The 18,856-nt window shown below is 39.9% G+C and carries 18 protein-coding genes and 1 pseudogene; 6 read left to right on the forward strand and 13 right to left on the reverse strand.

Annotation, left to right across the window (positions count from 1 at the left end):
- The first annotated feature begins 38 nt into the window (after positions 1-38).
- Positions 39-488 (forward strand): nucleoside-diphosphate kinase, encoded by a 450-nt coding sequence (ndk, locus tag ACWATR_RS24395; RefSeq protein ID WP_435024668.1) that lies wholly within the window; start codon positions 39-41, stop codon positions 486-488.
- A gap of 109 nt (positions 489-597) precedes the next feature.
- Here the strand turns inward: ndk and ACWATR_RS24400 are convergent, their stop codons facing one another.
- Both ACWATR_RS24400 and ACWATR_RS24405 read right to left on the reverse strand, forming a co-directional pair.
- Entirely contained in the window at positions 598-1,320 is a 723-nt protein-coding gene (locus ACWATR_RS24400; protein ID WP_460338148.1) for a TerC family protein, read from the reverse strand.
- Between the two features lie 90 nt (positions 1,321-1,410).
- Entirely contained in the window at positions 1,411-1,551 is a 141-nt protein-coding gene (locus ACWATR_RS24405; RefSeq protein ID WP_460338150.1) for a hypothetical protein, read from the reverse strand.
- Between the two features lie 40 nt (positions 1,552-1,591).
- Between ACWATR_RS24405 and ACWATR_RS24410 the strand changes: the two genes are divergently transcribed.
- Both ACWATR_RS24410 and ACWATR_RS24415 read left to right on the forward strand, forming a co-directional pair.
- Positions 1,592-1,828 carry a DUF433 domain-containing protein gene (locus ACWATR_RS24410; RefSeq protein WP_194041914.1) on the forward strand — a complete coding sequence of 79 codons (237 nt, stop codon included), beginning with the start codon at positions 1,592-1,594 and terminating at the stop codon, positions 1,826-1,828.
- A pseudogene (locus tag ACWATR_RS24415) lies at positions 1,825-2,178 on the forward strand (DUF5615 family PIN-like protein). Before ACWATR_RS24410 ends, ACWATR_RS24415 begins: the two are co-directional and overlap by 4 nt.
- Before the next feature lie 20 nt (positions 2,179-2,198).
- On the opposite strand, the gene ACWATR_RS24420 reads toward ACWATR_RS24415, so the two are convergent.
- The 8 genes from ACWATR_RS24420 to ACWATR_RS24455 all read right to left on the reverse strand — a co-directional run bounded on the left by ACWATR_RS24420 (position 2,199) and on the right by ACWATR_RS24455 (position 10,525).
- Positions 2,199-3,584, reverse strand: a complete 1,386-nt coding sequence (locus ACWATR_RS24420) for an EH signature domain-containing protein (RefSeq protein WP_460338152.1) — start codon at positions 3,582-3,584, stop codon at positions 2,199-2,201.
- Between the two features lie 13 nt (positions 3,585-3,597).
- Positions 3,598-4,263 carry an OmpA family protein gene (locus ACWATR_RS24425; RefSeq protein ID WP_460338154.1) on the reverse strand — a complete coding sequence of 222 codons (666 nt, stop codon included), beginning with the start codon at positions 4,261-4,263 and terminating at the stop codon, positions 3,598-3,600.
- Positions 4,241-6,760 (reverse strand): hypothetical protein, encoded by a 2,520-nt coding sequence (locus ACWATR_RS24430; protein ID WP_460338156.1) that lies wholly within the window; start codon positions 6,758-6,760, stop codon positions 4,241-4,243. The genes ACWATR_RS24425 and ACWATR_RS24430 overlap by 23 nt, the downstream gene beginning before the upstream one ends.
- A gap of 25 nt (positions 6,761-6,785) precedes the next feature.
- Positions 6,786-7,133 (reverse strand): hypothetical protein, encoded by a 348-nt coding sequence (locus tag ACWATR_RS24435; RefSeq protein ID WP_460338157.1) that lies wholly within the window; start codon positions 7,131-7,133, stop codon positions 6,786-6,788.
- Between the two features lie 697 nt (positions 7,134-7,830).
- A complete protein-coding gene (locus ACWATR_RS24440; RefSeq protein WP_460340651.1) occupies positions 7,831-8,271 on the reverse strand; it encodes a hypothetical protein in 441 nt (146 codons plus the stop codon).
- 68 nt (positions 8,272-8,339) lie between these two features.
- The gene (locus ACWATR_RS24445) at positions 8,340-9,029 is read right to left on the reverse strand and encodes a hypothetical protein (RefSeq protein WP_460338159.1); all 690 of its coding nucleotides are present in this window, start codon (positions 9,027-9,029) and stop codon (positions 8,340-8,342) included.
- 151 nt (positions 9,030-9,180) lie between these two features.
- Complete coding sequence (locus tag ACWATR_RS24450) at positions 9,181-9,849, reverse strand: Uma2 family endonuclease (protein ID WP_460338161.1); 669 nt, start codon at positions 9,847-9,849, stop codon at positions 9,181-9,183.
- Positions 9,850-9,877: 28 nt separating this feature from the next.
- On the reverse strand, positions 9,878-10,525 hold the full coding sequence (locus ACWATR_RS24455; protein WP_460338163.1) for a restriction endonuclease subunit R: 648 nt from the start codon (positions 10,523-10,525) through the stop codon (positions 9,878-9,880).
- A gap of 391 nt (positions 10,526-10,916) precedes the next feature.
- On the opposite strand from ACWATR_RS24455, the gene acs reads away from it, so the two are divergent.
- On the forward strand, positions 10,917-12,890 hold the full coding sequence (acs, locus tag ACWATR_RS24460) for an acetate--CoA ligase (protein WP_460338165.1): 1,974 nt from the start codon (positions 10,917-10,919) through the stop codon (positions 12,888-12,890).
- A gap of 239 nt (positions 12,891-13,129) precedes the next feature.
- Complete coding sequence (locus tag ACWATR_RS24465) at positions 13,130-13,810, forward strand: tetratricopeptide repeat protein (RefSeq protein WP_069068560.1); 681 nt, start codon at positions 13,130-13,132, stop codon at positions 13,808-13,810.
- Positions 13,811-13,901: 91 nt separating this feature from the next.
- Here ACWATR_RS24465 and ACWATR_RS24470 read toward each other — a convergent pair whose 3' ends face one another.
- Entirely contained in the window at positions 13,902-15,326 is a 1,425-nt protein-coding gene (locus tag ACWATR_RS24470) for a hypothetical protein (RefSeq protein ID WP_460338167.1), read from the reverse strand.
- A 123-nt stretch (positions 15,327-15,449) separates the two neighbouring features.
- Between ACWATR_RS24470 and ACWATR_RS24475 the strand changes: the two genes are divergently transcribed.
- Positions 15,450-16,229 carry a Uma2 family endonuclease gene (locus tag ACWATR_RS24475; RefSeq protein ID WP_460338169.1) on the forward strand — a complete coding sequence of 260 codons (780 nt, stop codon included), beginning with the start codon at positions 15,450-15,452 and terminating at the stop codon, positions 16,227-16,229.
- On the opposite strand, the gene ACWATR_RS24480 is transcribed toward ACWATR_RS24475, so the two are convergent.
- Positions 16,226-16,807: a Uma2 family endonuclease gene (locus tag ACWATR_RS24480; RefSeq protein WP_460338171.1), complete on the reverse strand. Its 582-nt coding sequence runs from the start codon at positions 16,805-16,807 to the stop codon at positions 16,226-16,228. The two genes, ACWATR_RS24475 and ACWATR_RS24480, sit on opposite strands and share 4 nt — an antisense overlap.
- A gap of 48 nt (positions 16,808-16,855) precedes the next feature.
- Complete coding sequence (locus ACWATR_RS24485; RefSeq protein ID WP_460338173.1) at positions 16,856-18,436, reverse strand: DHA2 family efflux MFS transporter permease subunit; 1,581 nt, start codon at positions 18,434-18,436, stop codon at positions 16,856-16,858.
- Between the last annotated feature and the right edge of the window lie 420 nt (positions 18,437-18,856).

Here is an 18,856-nt window from a genome sequence, read left to right on the forward strand (position 1 = left end):
GACTAGATAAAAACTTTATTAAGCTTTGGGAGATAGCAATGGAGCGCACATTTTTAGCAATTAAGCCTGATGGAGTCCAGCGGGGATTAGTAGGTGAGATTATCCGTCGCTTTGAAACCAAAGGTTTTACCCTGGTTGGTTTAAAGTTCCTGAAAGTTAGTCGGGAATTGGCTGAACAACACTATGATGTTCATCGAGAACGTCCCTTTTTTGGTGGTCTAGTGGAATTTATCACTTCTAGCCCAGTGGTAGCGATGGTATGGGAAGGTGATGGCGTTGTTGCATCTGCCAGAAAGATTATTGGTGCGACGAACCCCTTAACAGCAGAACCGGGAACGATTCGGGGCGATTTTGGCCTGAATATTGGTCGCAACTTAATCCACGGTTCTGATGCTCAAGAAACCGCACAACGGGAAATAGCTCTATGGTTTAAGGATGAAGAATTAGTCAGTTGGCAACCACACTTAACGCCTTGGTTGCGCGAGTAAGACATTAGGGAGTGGGGAATGGGGCATGGGGCATTGGGAATTGGGAATTGAAAAGAGGCAGAGGGGAAAACTAATCTCCCTGCCCCCTGCCCCCTGCCTCCTGCTCTTTTTATTTAGATGCTTCGCTCTTTTCCGGTTCTACTTGGGGTAATTCAGTGCCAACGCGCTTGGAAAATCCCCAGCCTAAAATCAGGAAGATGGCAGTAATCATGATCCATTCTGGGGGAACTAAACTATCGTTCACCACTTTCAACAACAGGCGTAAGCCCACGAACGCTACAGTTATATAGCCGGCATCTTCTAGATTTTCATATTCATCTAGCCAACGGATAAACAATCCTGCCATGAATCGCAGTGTGATAATACCAATTGTTGCACCCGTTAGCACCAGCCATTTTTCTTGAGAAACTGCGATCGCAGTTGTCACGCTATCTAAAGAAAATGCCAAATCTGTAAATGCAATCACGGGTATTGCTTGCAACAACGAATTAAAGCGCGGCCCGTGATGGTGATCGTCCTTTGATTCTTCCGAGGTAAAGTGTTGAAACACCAACCACAGCAGATAAGCAGCGCCTAATAATTCAAATTGCCAGAATTGTTGTACCCAAGTGGCAGTGAGAATCAGGCTGATTCGCAGCACATAAGCAACGACTAAACCAAAGTTTAAAGCTCTACGCTCAAGTTCTTTGTCTTCCAGCCCGCGAGCGATCGCAGCCAGAGCGATCGCATTGTCGGCAGATAACAGCGCCTCTAAAAGCACCAGGATCACCAGAACTATAAGGGCTTCAAGGCTGAAATGAAAGTCGAGGTAATCAAAAATTCGGTCTAGCATTCCGGGTTTCTCAAGCAGAAAAAATTAAAATTTGACAGGAACAGAGATTTGTATATTAAAAAGGGCAATAAATTGTCTCTCTAATTCAGCTTAACGTGCTTGTGGTGCATTTTGAAGAGGGTTGAATGTGTGCGTTCCTAATACAAATGGGGTAGTTTGCGTATAAGTCAATACATCCAAAGTTTTAACATTTAGTGAATGCGATCGCAATGGACTGTTGTCAGTTCGCATCTAAAATTAAAAGATGACAACAAAAATATGGTAAGAATTTATGGATAACACACTTCTACAACGCATCACTCATAATCCAAATATCTGCCACGGTAAACCCTGCATTCGAGGACTTCGTTATCCAGTTGAGTTTATTTTGGAACTACTCAGTTCTGGCATGACTACTGAAGAAATATTGAAAGATTATGACGATTTAGAATCTGAAGATATTCTGGCTGTCTTGTTATTTGCCGCTCGACTTAGCCAAGTCAAAAGCATTCATCGAATTGCCTCATGAAATTTCTTGTCGATGCTCAGTTACCAGTTCGTCTTGCCCGTTTTCTCAAAACTTCAGGTTATGACACGATCCACACCAGAGACTTACCACGGGAAAATGCTACGCCAGATAATGAGATTAATACCGTATCAATTCAACAAAATAGAATTTGAATTACCAAAGATGTGGATTTTGTCAATTCTTTTTTAACAGTTCAGCAACCTTATAAACTACTTTTAATCACGACAGGAAATATCAATAACTCAGAATTGGAATCCCTATTTATAGCTAACTTACAATCTGTAGTTGAATTGTTTAAGCAGCATTCCTATATTGAAATAAATCGAGACACCATTATTGTGCATCAGTAGTCTCTATAAAATTTCTAACATCACACATAGGCTTTAGCTTCTCGTTCTAGACGTTCAATCTCTCTTTTCCACGGCTCAAACTTGTGTTCTCGCTCTTGCAATTGATGTACTGTCGGGTTTCTGGAAGGCTGGGTATCTAGATTAGGCAAAATTCCTTTATCTGCAAGCCAGGCGTGGGAAAATACCTGCCAAAGATAAACATGATCGTGTCTATCGCCACCTAGACAGCGAATCCGTTTGACTGAAAGTGTGGATTCACCAAAAAGGATTTGCTCATTTCTGGAATTTTTCGGAAACAGGCGCGTCTCACTACCTCTTCCACGAAAGAATTCGACTACAAACCACTCACCAAAATCGAATATACAAACCTCTGTTGGATCGCTACCATCATCCTCTAATAGATCAACATCACCTTGGATTTGATACCCTATGGCAATTTGTGATGTCTTGGGTAACAAGATACGAAGCCGTTCAAAGCGGTTACTGTAATTAGCCCAAAAATCCCTGCGACTACATAGCCGATTTGACTCGAAGTTTTCTAAATCCAGCTTGTTCAATATGAGATTTACTAACTTTTGGAAATCACCATAATTGATACCTCCAATCCACTCTCGAAGTCTTTGCCTTGCTTGATCTGAAAGTTTATACCAATTTTCACCATTTCTATAGTTATGTCTCAACCAATCAACCAGTAAAGAATGATTGCTTGCTATATCATTGGAAACATTAGTTAGCAAATGATTAACAGCTTTTATTTGCTGACTATCTGACATTTCATCCAAGCAACTTAACAACCATCTTACTTGCTGCTGAGTTGGAGAGCGAATTGTAGTAAAATAGGGGGTTATATCTTCTATGAATCTGCTGAATAATGTAATCCAAATAGGTAAATCTCCTTTGATTTTGTTTAGAAGTTCAGTTCGGTTAATACGCTGTTCACAAGCAATTTTTGCTAATTCTCTACCTGCTTGTTTACTGCAAAGCGCCCGAATAATTTGAACTGGTAGCAGGTGACTAACTAAGTCAGAATTAGCAAAGATATCAAAAGATTCAGCTAGAGACTTTGCTAACCCCTGTTCTTGATGACCACTATAATAAAGAGCTAAACGCCACAATAGCTGATGTTGCAACCATAAATTAGAAATTGCTACCTTCCAAATGGCTGCTGATGTTTTCCTGCATCGGTCAATATTTTGCTGATCCCACTGTGCTTTAGCATGGATGCAGTAAATCCAATCTAACTTACTTACTCGATCAGCTTTACCCTGTTCAATAGCTTCCAATACTTTATCAACGCTTGGTATTGATATTGTTGCATCTGGTAACTTACTTGCAAGCTGAATAAGTTGATTAGGACTACACTGGGGAGTTTCAGGTAGGGAAGGAATGGAAAACTGAAAATTCAATGTTTTAGTTCCTTTAAAAAGAGGTTTTAGTGATATTTTTCTTTAACTCATCACTACGAAACTGAAAGCGGAAAACTACTTTGCGATCGCCTGGATTATCACGTTTATTGTCAGATTCAATTTCTCCCCGACCAGCAGCTAATATTTTCTGGCTTAAAGGTGCTTTGGTAGGGAAATTCATATCATAAAAAATGTAGTTGTAAACTGATGATGATCGCAACAAGCTTAGTTGTAGATTAGTTTTATCGTCTCCATCTGAGCTAGTATGACCTTCTATAACTACGCGGCTAATTTCCTGCTCAAATTCTGGTTTTGAGAAAATAACCCCACTGTAAACAGGAATAAAGCGACGTAGGAAGGCTTTACCTTCTGGTTTAAGTTCTGTACTTCCCTTGGCAAAAAGAATTGATTCTTGGATACTGACATCCCCAGTTTCCGGGTTGACTTTGACATTAATATTGTTGCTTTTCATTTGTCCCACAACATTACCAATTACTACCCGTTTTGGTACATCCTTTTGTGCAAGCTGGAGTAGTGCAGTGATAAATAGCAAAGCAAAAAACATTAGTAACCCAGACATCAGATCGCCAATAGACAGATAGATACTAGAGTCATCATCCTCTATAATCTCTGCATCAATTTCACCTCGGATAAAATCATCCATGATTGCTTCCACCATTACCAAATTGGCGGTTATCATGTGCAGCAACTAGAACTCTTGCTGTCTCTAGTAAATCTCCGCAAACCCTAGCCATAGAAGTATCTGCTTGTTGGAAAAAGCTTTCCTGTAAGTCAACAGTTCTTTGCATAGAACTTTCAAGGTGACTCTGCCAAGACTCAAGACTATTGTGAAATGTTTTATTCAAACTTATGTATGAATTATCTACTATTTGCACTTGCTGACCAATTCCGCTTGCAAGCTTTTCTAGTTGAATTAGTCGTTGTGCATCGTTTAATCCAGCCGCGCTAACTAATTTGTTAATTTGTTCGACAGATGTCTGAATTTTAGTCATACTTTTGTCTACCTCTTGAGTCAATTCACTACGCCTTTGAGATTCTTCCCGAAAGACTTGATCAAGATTATTCACAATCCCCGATAATCCATCTCGTTGTTTGCCTAGAGTCCCCTCAAGTAAGTTATTTTGTTGTTGAAAGAATGTCTGTAAATTTGTTTGATATTCTTCCCTAAATCTTGTCAAATCATCTTCTACTGTATGGCGAGTTGCTGTGAGTGTTGCGTCGATATTTCCTAAAGTAGCCAGAAGATTATCTTTCGCATCATTCATCAACCCAGAAGCTTGATTACCCACTGTTTGTAGAGTATTGGTTTGCTCCTGAAAGGTTCTATTTGCTTGGGTGAGAATTTGGATAATTCCAGTCCGAGTAGCTTGAAGCATCTGTTGTTCTACTGTTGCGCGTTCTTGTAGCGCTGTTTGAAGTTCCTCTCGAATTCCCCGGAAGGTAGCAGCAGCTTGTTCTGCACTGGCTTCAAAAGCACTTCGCTGGGCTGTCATTCCTTCGATACTCTGAAGTACCGCTCGATTAATTTCGTGAGATGTTTGTTGTATAACTCCCGTAGTTTCAGTTTGGAATTGACTCAAAGTTTGCCCCATATTGTTAGAAAATCCTTGAAGCATCTGTTGTTCTACTGTTGCGCGTTCTTGTAGCGCTGTTTGAAGTTCCTCTCGAATTCCCCGGAAGGTAGCAGCCGCTTGCACTGCACTTGCTTCAAAAGCACTTCGCTGGGCTGTAATTCCCTGGATACTCTGAAGTACCGCTCGATTAATTTCGTGAGATGTTTGTTGTATAACTCCCGTAGTTTCAGTTTGGAATTGACTCAAAGTTTGCCCCATATTGTTAGCAAATCCTTGAAGCATCTCCTGTTCAACTGTTGCGCGTTCTTGTAGCGCTGTTTGCAGTTCTTCTCGAATTCCCCGGAAGGTAGCAGCCGCTTGCAATGCACTTGCTTCAAAAGCACTTCGCTGGGCTGTCAGTCCTTGAATACTTTGGTGTACGGCTTGGTTAATTTCCTGTGCTGTTTGTTGTAAAACATCTTTTGTATCTGTTTGGAATTGATTGAGAGTGTCTCCCAAATTCTTAGCAAATCCTTGGAGTTCAACCAGAGTCTCTTTTTGAAAGCTCTGAATTGTCAAGATGGAACTTGCCAAACTTTGAGATATACCACCCAATTCTCTATGCAGACTCAGCACAGCTTCGGAAGCTTGTTGGGTTAACTCTGCACTTTTATCTAGCCGATCCGCAATCGGTTCAAGTACCTGAATTCGCAAATCTTTGATGAGTTCTTCTAAAACTCTCTGTCCCTGATTTTCTTGAATTTCTCGAAGCTTTTTCTGTTCTTTGAACATTGCTTCCAAGGCTGGCTTAATCTGCTGACCTACAGCTTGACCTATAGCTTGGGCTGATAATTGATTTAAACCTGCGAATTGTTCTGCAATACTCCTACTTACAGCTTGACCAATGCCTTCTGCATTTAGCTGCTTTAACCCAGTCAAGTTTTTTGCTACAAGACTAAGTGCTTCAGCTACTTCATGGTTGTCGTTATCTGCCGTTTTTAAAGTTGCGATCGCCTTCAATTTCTGACGCAAACTATCGCGCCGTTTCTGCCGTAGCGAATCACACCCAAACAAAACTAGAGTAAACAAGCTACCAGAACCAAGCCCCATTAGGGAAGTGGAAAAGGCTGTTTTCATTCCCACCAACAACTCTTTACTGGCAGTCATCAATTCTTTGGTATCTTCTGTAGATAAATTGATTCCTTGGAGTCCCTGTTGTATACCATAAAAGGTTCCTAGAACGCCGATGGCAGTACACAAGGTTGTCACGAAGCGTAGGGAACTACGAGGTATGGCGTGGGCTAAAACAGATGGATATTTTATCAGTATGAAGTTACCATCTTTTTGTCTGAATCTACTGGAGTCATCAGTTCCTAAATGAACTTTTAACCATTGGCGAACTTCGTTTGAAAGCTTTACATTTTTACCATTTTTCAAATTACTCAAAAATTTAATAGAGGCTCCAGTTGTGCCACACTCTGAGCGCCAATACTGAAATAGTGTGCAAAGCTCGACAATAATTGCGGCTATTAAGACAAAAGCAGTTGCCCAATGAAAAGGTTCGTTATCCCAAATAATGTCCCAAACTTTTGCTATTTCCACACTGCACCTTTCTTGTTTATCTTGGTTATATTTTTTTGAATAGCTCTAATTCTTTATCCGCAAAAACTTCTTGAGCTATCCGCATTGGGAGATGCTCTGCATACAGGCGTTCTCCTATAGGTTCTCGGAGACGTAAGCTGTAAAGTGCTTCACCTTCTGATTCTTTATCCTCAATTAAATAAACTTTTTCTGGTGCATAGCTTCGTAACAAACGCACTTGCAAACAGGTTTTTAAATCCCGTGAAGAAATAGATAGGGGTGAATCTTGTCCAAATAATTCACGAGCAACTTTCCAAGCGTGGTTAACCGCCACAATTTCGTTAACCAATTTTTCCACCGATGGGTAAAGTAGTTTTGCGGTTTCACTAATCAATGCTTTTGACCTACTTGCCTGAGCTTTAATAGGTCTATAATTCCCAAAATAGGAACTTTTATTTAACTTTTATTGGTAAATCTATTTTGATAAAAGTACTTTTGGATGCCAAGCCGCTTTTTGGGCAATTGCTTCAGCATTGATAAGTAAATATTTAATCTTTGTAATAAATACTTAAACCTTTCTTATAAATGCTTTAACGTGAGTAACAACTGTTTCAACATTGATAAGTAAATATTTAATCTTTGCAATAAATACTTAAGCCTTTTTTATAAATGCTTTAACCTGAGTAACAATTGTTTGAACATTGGCAATAAAAAATTGAAATTTTGCAACAAATATTTAGGGTGTGTGCAATTAAGATACCTCATATTGATTTGACTATGTAAAATTTGTCTCTCTCCTTAGTAATGCTACGGTGTACACACAAGTCACCAGTTTTATCCCAATACGCTTGAGATAGCGAGAAACCCCTCATGTAGAGACACGATAAATCGCGTCTCTACAAAGAATGGACTCATTAATTATTCCTTACCGTAGGCTTAGTAACGAGAGGGATGTCTGATAGGACAAGGTGAGGTTTTTTACTGTAAAATCAAACAGCGATCGCTAATATTCTGTTTTAGTAGCTCAACATTACCATTGCAAATTCAATACTTTAAGGGCAATTGAATTTACCACCACTAAACTAAAAACTTCACAAAATCTCTGCTAACTTTACCACCAGAGTATTTGCTAAATCCAATAACCTGATATCGTGAGTATCAATACTATCTTCTTCACCAGCTAACAAGCTTCTCACAGCAGATAACCTGTCATTAGTCTCAGTAATTCTCCAAGATTCTTCTAAGTTTACGGCAAAATCAAATAGCGATCGCTCTCCTAAATGCTCTCTTACCCTAACAGCTACAGCATCATTACTTACCAAAAATTCTTTAATAGTATCTAATTGAAAATTACCTAATATTTCGTCATGTCCCCACGTTTCTAGCCAGTCTCCATCTACATCTTCAACGTAAAAATTGACAAAATCAACCCCGTAAGTTAGCCAGTTCTGCTGCATTTGTCGCGCTGTTTCTAAAGCTTCAGCAAATGTATCTACTTGATTGTTGCAGTGAGTTTCTCTTTTGTTAGCCATAAAAGCCGTAATTAGCACGTAAGTATGTAGGCTAGAACACAAACCTTGAGTATCGAATTCCAGAAATTTCACGAAAATTTTAAATATTTGCCACCAGAAAGGTAATCACTGTTATACAGGGCCACGTTGACTAACTGGTTGACAAAATTAGCGTCCTTGGGATTGTAACTTAAGAACAGCCCTCTCTCTATTTCCCACGATCGCAGTGTATTTTGCCAAGCTTGGTACTTTGGGTAATTAAGTTCTTCAGATACACTAGTTACTTGAATGCACAGTGGTTGATTGTTACGACTACTTACAATTAGGTCTGTTGCCATCGATAGGTCGGCGATATAACGCTGCCAAAAACTACCTTCTCGACTTACAACATCTTGGGCTATTGATTTAATGATATCATCATCAACCTGATTAAATTCGCCTGCCATCAATTTTTGTTTCCAAATATAAAACTTGGAGTCACTTGCATTAATCCATCTAGGAAAGAGATAACCATACCAATATCTCTCAATGGGTGTCATTTGCTCGAACTTTGCTTTTTGTTCTTCCAAAGGTAAGGATTTGATGATCAGCCAAATAGTAGAATCTGTAATCACCTCTAATAGAAAGGCAATGACAAAGGGTTTTGCAGTCAGGGAACCTGGCTTGATATTCTTTACCCAACGATTGATTTCATCTAATTTTCTCGCTAAATTATAATCTATCGAGGAGGCTTGCTCGATAAGGGACTTTAGCTTATCCTTAATCTCTTTTCCTTGCAAACGATGCCCTACTTTCAGAAGATAACGCTTTTTTTACACACTGATAATTAAATCTTAACTTGAAAATGTCCTTAGTTAATTTTCTGATGTCATTAAATATTCTCTGAGTCGATGCCCTGTGTACGTAAAACCCCCGTAGTCGAGCAATTTCTTACTCTGCCTGTTGGGCGCGTCTTTCTGCCTGGTCAGCACGTAAACGTTCTTGTTCAGCCAATTCTTCTGATGATAGTATCAATTGATTTTCAGTAGTGAAGAATCTTAATTTACCTTCATAAACTCCCAAATAAAGTTCTAACTGCTGACTCCACAAACGTCCATCAGTGGTTACTTGGATTTCTTGATACTTACCATCAACTAGATGAAATCCCTGTAGTTCCATTGTTACAGGGTCAAACCAAAAATAATCTGGTGTACGGAAGGTATCTTGATAAACTTGTTTTTTTAAATCTTTATCAACTGCTGTCGTTGAACTTGACAAAATTTCCACAATCAGGTTGGGATATTTGCCGTCTTCTTGCCAAACTACCCAACTTTTACGGTCTTTTTTCTCGGTTCCCAAAACTACAAAAAAGTCTGGGCCGCGAAAATGTTCTGATTTTTTCTGGTTAGGACTGTAGTAAATAGTCAAATTGCCAGAAGCGTAGAAATCTTGCCGCTCTCGCCACCATAATTTAAGTATGCGAATCAGCAAATCGATTTGGTCACGGTGCAGGTCACTTTCTAAAAGTGGTTCGCTACTCAATATATCGCTAGGAGGAAAAATAACTTCATCCTCTGAAATATTATCAGAGATCAATTCTAGGGTAGCAGGTTCAGACATTAGCGATCGCTCCGCGATTCTACGTTCATTATTCCTGAAAATTCGGTAACTTGCAGATAGCTTTGAGAACTTTTAATAACTCAATTGCACCGGGAGACTCAATCATATTTAATAATGGCATTAATTGATAAATGGGCTGATTTTCACATCTTAAATAAACAAATTGATAAAGTTGTCCGTTAGTTACCAAACCCCAAACTAATGACTGCTGTTCTAAACTCTTAAAAGCATAAGTGAGTAATTGAGGTAAACCCTCAATTACATTGACCGCACTATTTTTAGTTTCAATTACTAAAACCCAAAAAGGCGGCGCAATATTACTTTGAGGATTGTTGATTGCTAAAATATCCATCCGTCCGGTAATTCTTGTGTCTTCATCTTCGACTGCGATCGCAATGCTATCTTCCATTGTCAACCGAATCGGCACATCGTAAAATCCAGCTAACCGCATTAATGGTGCAATTGTTAAAAATTTAACCAATCCTTCAGAAATTTTGCCTGCGCTTAAATAGCGACGGAAGTCATTTTTGATTCGCAATAAATCCTGTTGTTCAAACTCAGAGAGTGGTTCTAGACTTAAGAAGTCTGTGAATGAACCAGTTGAAAGTTCTTCTAGTTTAAGAAAGCGATGAACATCGTTGAGAGATAAGCTGCTGGCTTCAACGGTAAGCGTCATAATTTCAGGCTTTGCTTGTCAATACTATTTACAATATTGCAACATTCCTGGTAGATAGGTTGTAAAACGTCTTTAATTTTTTTAATCGCTTGCTTTCGGTAGATGAAAATGAATGTAAACTAAATAACTCGGCAATTTATACCTAGCTTATAGCGGTTCTCGACAAGCATGAAGTACGATTTTGACCTCTCTCCAAACCTCTCTTCTTTTAGGAGAGAGGCTTTGAATTGTTCCCCCTTCCCGCGACGAGTTGGGGGTTAGGGGGTTAGGTCGATTTGCATACCTATACCTCTCACCGGTTTGAAAATGGTTTTAACGAAAATCTAAACACCGTCTAGCACAACTAAACTAAAAATAGTTTTCAGTAACAATACCGTTTGTAAATGTAATCATGTCTCAACCAACCATAGAATCAATCCTACAAGAGAATCGTCTCTTTCACCCTAGCTCGGAATTCTCACAGAACGCCCATATCAAAAGTCTAGAAGACTATCAGCGCCTCTACGACAAAGCCAAAGCTGATCCGCAGCAATTTTGGGCAGATTTGGCTGGAACAGAATTAGAATGGTTCCAAAAATGGGATACCGTATTAGACTGGCAGCCACCTTTTGCTAAGTGGTTTGTTGGCGGTAAGATTAATATTTCTTACAACTGTCTTGACAGACATCTCACTACTTGGCGCAAAAATAAAGCAGCATTGATTTGGGAAGGAGAACCAGGGGATTCGCGTACTCTCACATACTCCCAACTGCACCGGGAAGTTTGCCAGTTTGCCAATGTATTGAAGCAACTGGGTGTACAAAAAGGCGATCGCGTTGGTATTTATATGCCGATGATTCCCGAAGCTGCGATCGCAATGTTAGCCTGTGCCAGAATTGGCGCACCTCATAGTGTGGTATTTGGTGGTTTTAGTGCCGAAGCTTTGCGCGATCGCTTAATCGATGCTACAGCTAAACTAGTAATCACCGCTGATGGTGGTTGGCGCAAAGATGCGATCGTTCCTCTCAAGGAACAGGTAGACAAAGCCTTAGCTGATGGTGCTGTTCCCAGTGTCGAAAATGTCCTAGTTGTCAAACGCACTGGACAAGAAACTAATATGCAGTTGGGCGGACGCGATCATTGGTGGCATGATTTGCAAAAAGGAGTATCAGCAGATTGTCCCGCCGAACCAATGGACAGCGAAGATATGCTGTTTGTCCTCTACACTTCCGGCAGCACGGGCAAACCGAAGGGCGTAGTCCATACAACTGCTGGTTATAATCTGTATACCCATATCACCACCAAATGGATATTCGACCTGCAAGACACGGATGTATATTGGTGTACCGCCGATGTAGGTTGGATTACGGGACATAGCTATATTGTTTACGGCCCTCTTTCCAATGGTGCAACCACGGTGATGTATGAAGGTGCGCCCCGTGCTTCTAATCCTGGTTGTTTCTGGGATGTAATTGAAAAATACGGCGTTAATATTTTTTATACCGCACCTACGGCAATTCGGGCATTTATTAAGATGGGTGAACAACATCCGAATGCGCGAAACCTATCTTCGTTGCGTTTGCTGGGAACCGTCGGTGAACCAATTAACCCCGAAGCTTGGATGTGGTATCACAAAGTAATTGGTGGCGATCGCTGTCCAATCGTTGATACTTGGTGGCAAACGGAGACTGGCGGTATCATGATTACACCATTACCAGGGGCAATTCCCACCAAACCCGGTTCCGCAACTCTTCCCTTCCCCGGAATTATTGCAGATGTGGTGGATTTGGAAGGAAACACCGTACCCAATAACGAAGGCGGTTATCTAGCAGTCCGCCATCCTTGGCCAGGAATGATGCGGACAGTTTACGGCGATCCAGAACGCTTCCGCCGCACCTACTGGGAACACATTCCACCCCAAAATGGTAAATATACTTACTTTGCTGGTGATGGCGCGAGACAAGATGAAGATGGCTACTTCTGGGTAATGGGTCGTGTGGATGACGTACTGAATGTATCAGGACACCGACTCGGTACAATGGAAGTAGAATCAGCCTTAGTTTCGCATCCAGCAGTTGCAGAAGCGGCGGTAGTGGGTAAACCTGATGATCTTAAGGGTGAAGAAGTAGTTGCTTTTGTGACATTAGAAGGCACTTATCAGGGAAGTGAGGAACTGATTAAAGAACTTAAGCAGCACGTTGTTAAAGAAATAGGTGCGATCGCTCGTCCGGGAGAAATTCGTTTTACAGACGCTTTGCCCAAAACGCGATCGGGTAAGATTATGCGGCGCTTGCTGCGGAATCTAGCTGCTGGTCAAGAGGTATCTGGAGATACTTCGACATTGGAAGACAGAAGCGTGTTGGATAAATTACGGGAAGGCGCATGAAGAGTTAAAAGGGCGGTTAGAAACCGCGTCTACACAAACAAAACCCACCTCCGTGGGTTTCAAATCCTCAATTTTTTCTTAGTCCGTGGAGGCGGACTTTGCCTGTGTAGCCGCGAATTCTATTCGCTCTGGCTCTCATTTATATATGCGACCCTTACCGATCTGTCTTGTGACGCATTACGCGCCAACACACGCCAATTTATCATAAAGATAAGAACATTATTGAGGCACTTAGGGCCATGAAGGTGAAGCACAAACCCAAATCAGCATTTGTTCAATCTTTTAGCGGCATGATGCTGAGTATCATAACTGTAGTTGGTCTATCACCATTAGTGTTAGCGGTTCCGGGCAAAGTTTCTTTGCATACGCCAGAACAGAATGCACAGAGACAACCACAAAAACTAGCACAGTTTTCCGATACAGGCCCATCAGAGCGATCGCAACTCCTGCAACAAGCCAATGCTTTGTTGAATCAGGGAGACTTGACAGGTGCAGAGGAAAATTTACGTAAATTAATTAAACAATTCCCAAAAGATACCTTTGGACACTTTCAACTAGGAAATGTGCTTTTTCGCCAAAAGAAACCAGAAGAAGCAATTAGCGCCTATCAAGAAGCCATTCGCCTCCAGCCAAAATACGCTCTAGCTCACAATGCGATCGGTATGGTTTATGCAAGCCAAAGTCGCTGGGAAGAAGCCATTGCTGAATATAAAAAAGCTCTAGACATTAATCCTAATTATGCAGAGGGGCTGACTAATTTTGCACTGGCATTATGGCAAACAAATAAAAAAGATGAGGCACTATCTTCTTTAGAAAAAGCTTTAAATATTTTCAAAGAACAAAATAGAGGTGAAAAAGTTAACCAAGTAGAACGAATTTTGAAAGAGATCAAAACGGCTGATGATCCTGGTATTTCCTGAGAATCAGCAGGTAAACCAATGCTGTAAGATATCGTAACAGGTAGGGTGTGTTGCTAAAATCTAACGTGCCCTACATTGTTATTTACTTTTTTTAAAAAATAATTTTTCGCATATTCTCAACTTTTTTCTTAAAATTTGATTGCTCTTTCAACCTATGTAATGGCCCTTTATATTTTTCAATTTCATCTATTAGTTCCTTAACTGCTGGAGCCGAAACTTTTAATTCCATCATTTTTAAAAGTTCACGATACTTACTTTGACATAAGTTATGCTGGAGTTTACTAGCAATCATTGTGTTATTGAAAGACAAAATTGCCATAACTGCTTGAGTTGTGCTGAATCGTTCAATGAGAGACTTATAGCTAGCTTCAGCATTGCGGGAAATTCCATTTCCATTAGTAATAAAAACTTCTACCAGCCCCAAAACATATTTTTCACGTATTTGAAGAGGAACCTGCCCCCTGTCGTTAATAAGTGTCTCTAATGCTTTTGCAAACGGTGGCTCATTATTGAAGTTATCCCACCCGCGATGAGCATTAAGTAAATTATCAACGGCAGTATCTATTTCCGCGGATAAAAGAGTTTCAGGAATATACGATTTGCCTGAAACTATTTCTAAAAACTCAAGGGCAAGCTTTGCTTCTAGTTGATCATTATTTGCAACGAACCTGCCATACTTAATCCCAAACTGCTGACGTGTCTGCTCATCGACTCTATCCCATAGATAAGGTATTAGCCTATGAAGATTTTGTCTTGTCTGTGGTGTTGTATCTAAGCGTGTGTATATGCCAAATAATCCTGATGCTAAATTGTTAGTTTGTTCTTGGTTAAGCTCTATAAAAAATGCTGCTATTTGTCTAGCATCCGATTCAGAAATATTATTTTTTTTAATATTTTTGAGAAATTTCTGTATTTCTATTGTTCCATTAGACAAAGGTAAAGAAATAACTTCTATAATACAGGTTTCCAACCAAGAAACTAGTTTTAAGCCCGTAATCTCGTTCTGATTTGGATGCGCGGCACTTACCCAATTACGCATATATCTGATTGTGTCTAAATGCTTATATCCAATCTCTGAAATTAATCCTATTTTTCTACCACCCTCAATTAATTCACTATCATTTACTTTAACTAAATCATCTTCTGAATTCAGACTTTTACGCTTTTCTGGGCTATTTACGGCATTATCATAAAAATATGAAATATCATATTGCGATACCCGCTTTCTTAACTCTAAGATTGTTTCGTCCCACAAGTAATTTAATGCTGCATCAAATAAACCTGATGCTACAGCAGCAATATATTTAGAAATGTATACAGAATGGGGCTTCTGCTCATCATTAATTTTTGATAGTACATCGGTAAGATTTTTAAAAACAATTACACGCTCATTTACCGAAACTAATACAGAGTCAGTTGGTAAACCTTGTTCTATCAAAAAACCTAATACACTTGCTTCAAAGTTATTTAACTGGGAACTATAGCTTTGCTGTGTAATTATGTCAGACGAGTCCATTTGTTTATTGAGATTACTTTTATACAACGTATTATAGTTGTAATATAAAATAAATACCAACTTTCAGTAGTATACAAAATCATAATTTACAATGAAAATCATAGAAACCTTCGGTTAAAGCCCATGACTTCCCTATCGGCATTAACTTTACCTGATCACACCCAGTTACCAGACTCAGACGGTACATTCGTGAAAAATCTTCAGGAGCATCCGCAAAGTATTTTAATCACAGATTCAATTAAACCTGTTCTAGAGAAACTTCATCCTGATAGTCAATATTGTATTGGACAAGATTCTGGCATCTACTGGCGATTGACAGATCCTCCTGAAAAGGGCGCTGAAGCACCAGACTGGTTTTATGTACCCAATGTACCACCGACACTTAACGGTAAAATGCGCCGTTCTTATGTGCTGTGGAAGGAATATATTGCACCCTTGATTGTGCTGGAATTTGTCTCTGGAGATGGTTCAGAAGAACGAGATAACACACCACCATCTCAAGGGGAAGGTGGAAATGTTGGGAAGTTTTGGGTTTATGAGCAGGCAATTCGAGTGCCTTATTATGGGATTTATGAAGTAACAAAGGCGCAAGTGGAAGTTTACCACCTAGTTGATAATACTTATCAACGGATGAAAGCCAATGACCGAGGACATTTCCCAATTGCTCCTATGGGTGTAGAGTTAGGAATCTGGCAAGGATTTTATCAAAATGCACAGTTACCTTGGTTGCGGTGGTGGGATGCACAAGGAAATTTACTGCTGACGGGTGAAGAACGTGCGGAACTTGAGCGACAAAGGGCTGAAACTGAACGACAGAAGAGGCTCTTAATTACAGAGAAGTTGCGTACTCTGTCTCCTGAACAGCTCAACGCTTTAGGAATTGACCCAGAAATGCTAGATTAGGAAATATTATCATCTATCAAAGTTACATCTTCGTATATTTCTGCGATCGCACAACGAAAATCAACGCTAGCTAAATGCACTTCTTCCCCTTTTTCATAAGGGTAAAGTACCCAATGTCCTTCCTCATTACGGCGGAAGCATTCTACACTCATTCGATCTGGTGAAATTAGCACATATTCTTGTAGCGATTCTAAGTGTCGGTAACTAGCAAATTTCTTCCCTCTGTCATAGCCTTCTGTTGACTCAGAAAGCACTTCGATAATTAAGCAAGGATAACACTTAAAATATTCAAATTCTTTATCTCGTATATCACAAGTCACCATTGCATCGGGATAAAAATAGCGGTTGATGACATCAATTTGTGCTTTCATGTCTAACATATAGACACGGCATCCACTACCCCGGAGATGGTTACGCAGCAGCATAGATACATTTAGGCTAACTGTAACATGAGCGTCACTTGCTCCTGCCATTGCGTAGACTTGCCCATCAATATACTCGTGTTTGATTTCGCTAAATTTCTCGCCTTCTAAATATTCTTCTGGGGAGATATAGTACTCACTTTGGCTAGTGACCATTTTAGTACCTTAGTAGCTTTATCAAACATTTTAACCCATAGAACAAATCTAATGAGCGACAACGCCACCAGTTGGCTTCACCTTTTTGAAGAATAAAACGGCAATGCCACTAAGTAACAATGCAATGCCAATAAAGTAAAAACAATCGTTAAAAGCCATCACAAATGCTTCTCGGCGGACGATGTTAGATATAGATGCGATCGCTTGACTTTGCGCTGTACTCAAATCTGCTCCTCGACTGATAAAATACTGTGTCATTTGGTCAATTCGCTGTTGAGTTTCTGGGTTATATAAAGATATTCCATCGCCCAATCTATTCGAGTGAAATTGTTCTCTATTACTTAATAAAGTTGCTAAAGATGCAATTCCTATAGAACCGCCCATATTCCGCATCATATTAAATAAACCACTTGCCGAACCTGCTTCTTTTGGACTTAATCCAGCAGTAGCGATAGATGTCAGCGGAACCATAATTAGAGGTTGTCCCATTGCACGCACAAATTGCGACCAGCGTAACTGATCTAATCCTGTTTCATTCGTCATTCCAGAGTTCATAAATGCACTGATGGAAAACAATGTTACACCAACAGCTACCATTAAGCGCACATCAATGCGTTGCATCAATTTGGGTATAAGGGGAATAATAAACAGTTGGGGAATACCAGCCCAAATTAGTACTTCACCAATTTGCAGCGCATTGTACTTTTGAATTTGAGCGAGATACAGCGGTAAAATATAAATTGAACCATACAATCCTACTCCCAGCGACACATTGACAATACTGGCTAAACCAAAGTTACGCCTAAACAAAAGTCGTAAATTAATAAATGGTTGCTTCCGAGTTAATTCTATAAAGAAAAATATCGCCAAAAAAATTGCCGCAATTACACTTAAGCGCAAAATCAGCGCGGAACTAAACCAATCTTTGCGGCTACCTTCTTCTAAAACAATTTGTAGGGAACCCAACCCAAGAGCCATTGCAATAATTCCCCACCAATCACCTTGTTTCAGTAAACTAATTTGGGGACGTTCTTGCTTAATTCCATACCAAACACCAGCCAGCATTAATGCCCCTGGAATTACATTTATATAAAAGTTGTATTCCCAACCAAAGTTTTCTGTTAACCAACCTCCCAATGTCGGGCCAATTGAGGGTGCAAATACTGCGCTAAATCCAAATGCAGCCAGTCCAACCGATTGCTTAGATTGGGGTAAAGTTGTTAAGACAACTGTCATAGCGGTGGGAATTAATACTCCCCCACTAAAACCTTGTAAGGCGCGAAATAAAATCATGGAATTTAGATTCCACGACCAAGCACAGCATATAGAAAAGAAAATAAATAGTGCAGTATTTACTAACAAATAACGCCGCAGGGAAAACACCCGTGATAACCATCCTGTGAGAGGAATTACCACAATTTCTGCAACAAGATACGCTGTAGAAATCCAAGAACCTTCTTCTAGAGTTGCTCCCAAACTTGCTTGAATATCTTGCAGCGAAGCATTAGTTATTTGAATATCTAATACTGCCATAAATGCGCCAAGCATACTAGCTAATACACCAATCCACGTTTTGAGCGGGACACGTTCTGGCGGCGCTTGCTGATGAATTACACCTGTATTAGCCATAATGTTTTTCCTGTTTTAAAGTTATTTGTCATTTGTCATTTGTCATTTGTCATTTGTCCTTTGTCCTTTGTCATTGGTCATTTGTCATTCGTCATTGGTAATGGTTTTAAGAGGATGTTTGGAAAGTATTGTTCTGTAAAATTAGGCACTTTTGATCCCCCCTAACCCCCCTTAAAAAGGGGGGAATCGGAGTCAAAGTCCCCCTTTTTAAGGGGGATTTAGGGGGATCTAAAACTTTTGATACCGACAAGAGGACTTTTTAAACAACCTCTAAGCCGATTTACGTTTCATAACATAATTTGGTTTACTCCTACCAATTTATTTAGCAAAAATTCTGATGATTAAATATTATTGAATTTTTCGTCATTATTCCTTTGTCTTGTGACAAATGACTAATGACTAATGACCAATGACAAATGA

The sequence above is a fragment of the Nostoc sp. UIC 10890 genome, from assembly GCF_054786515.1.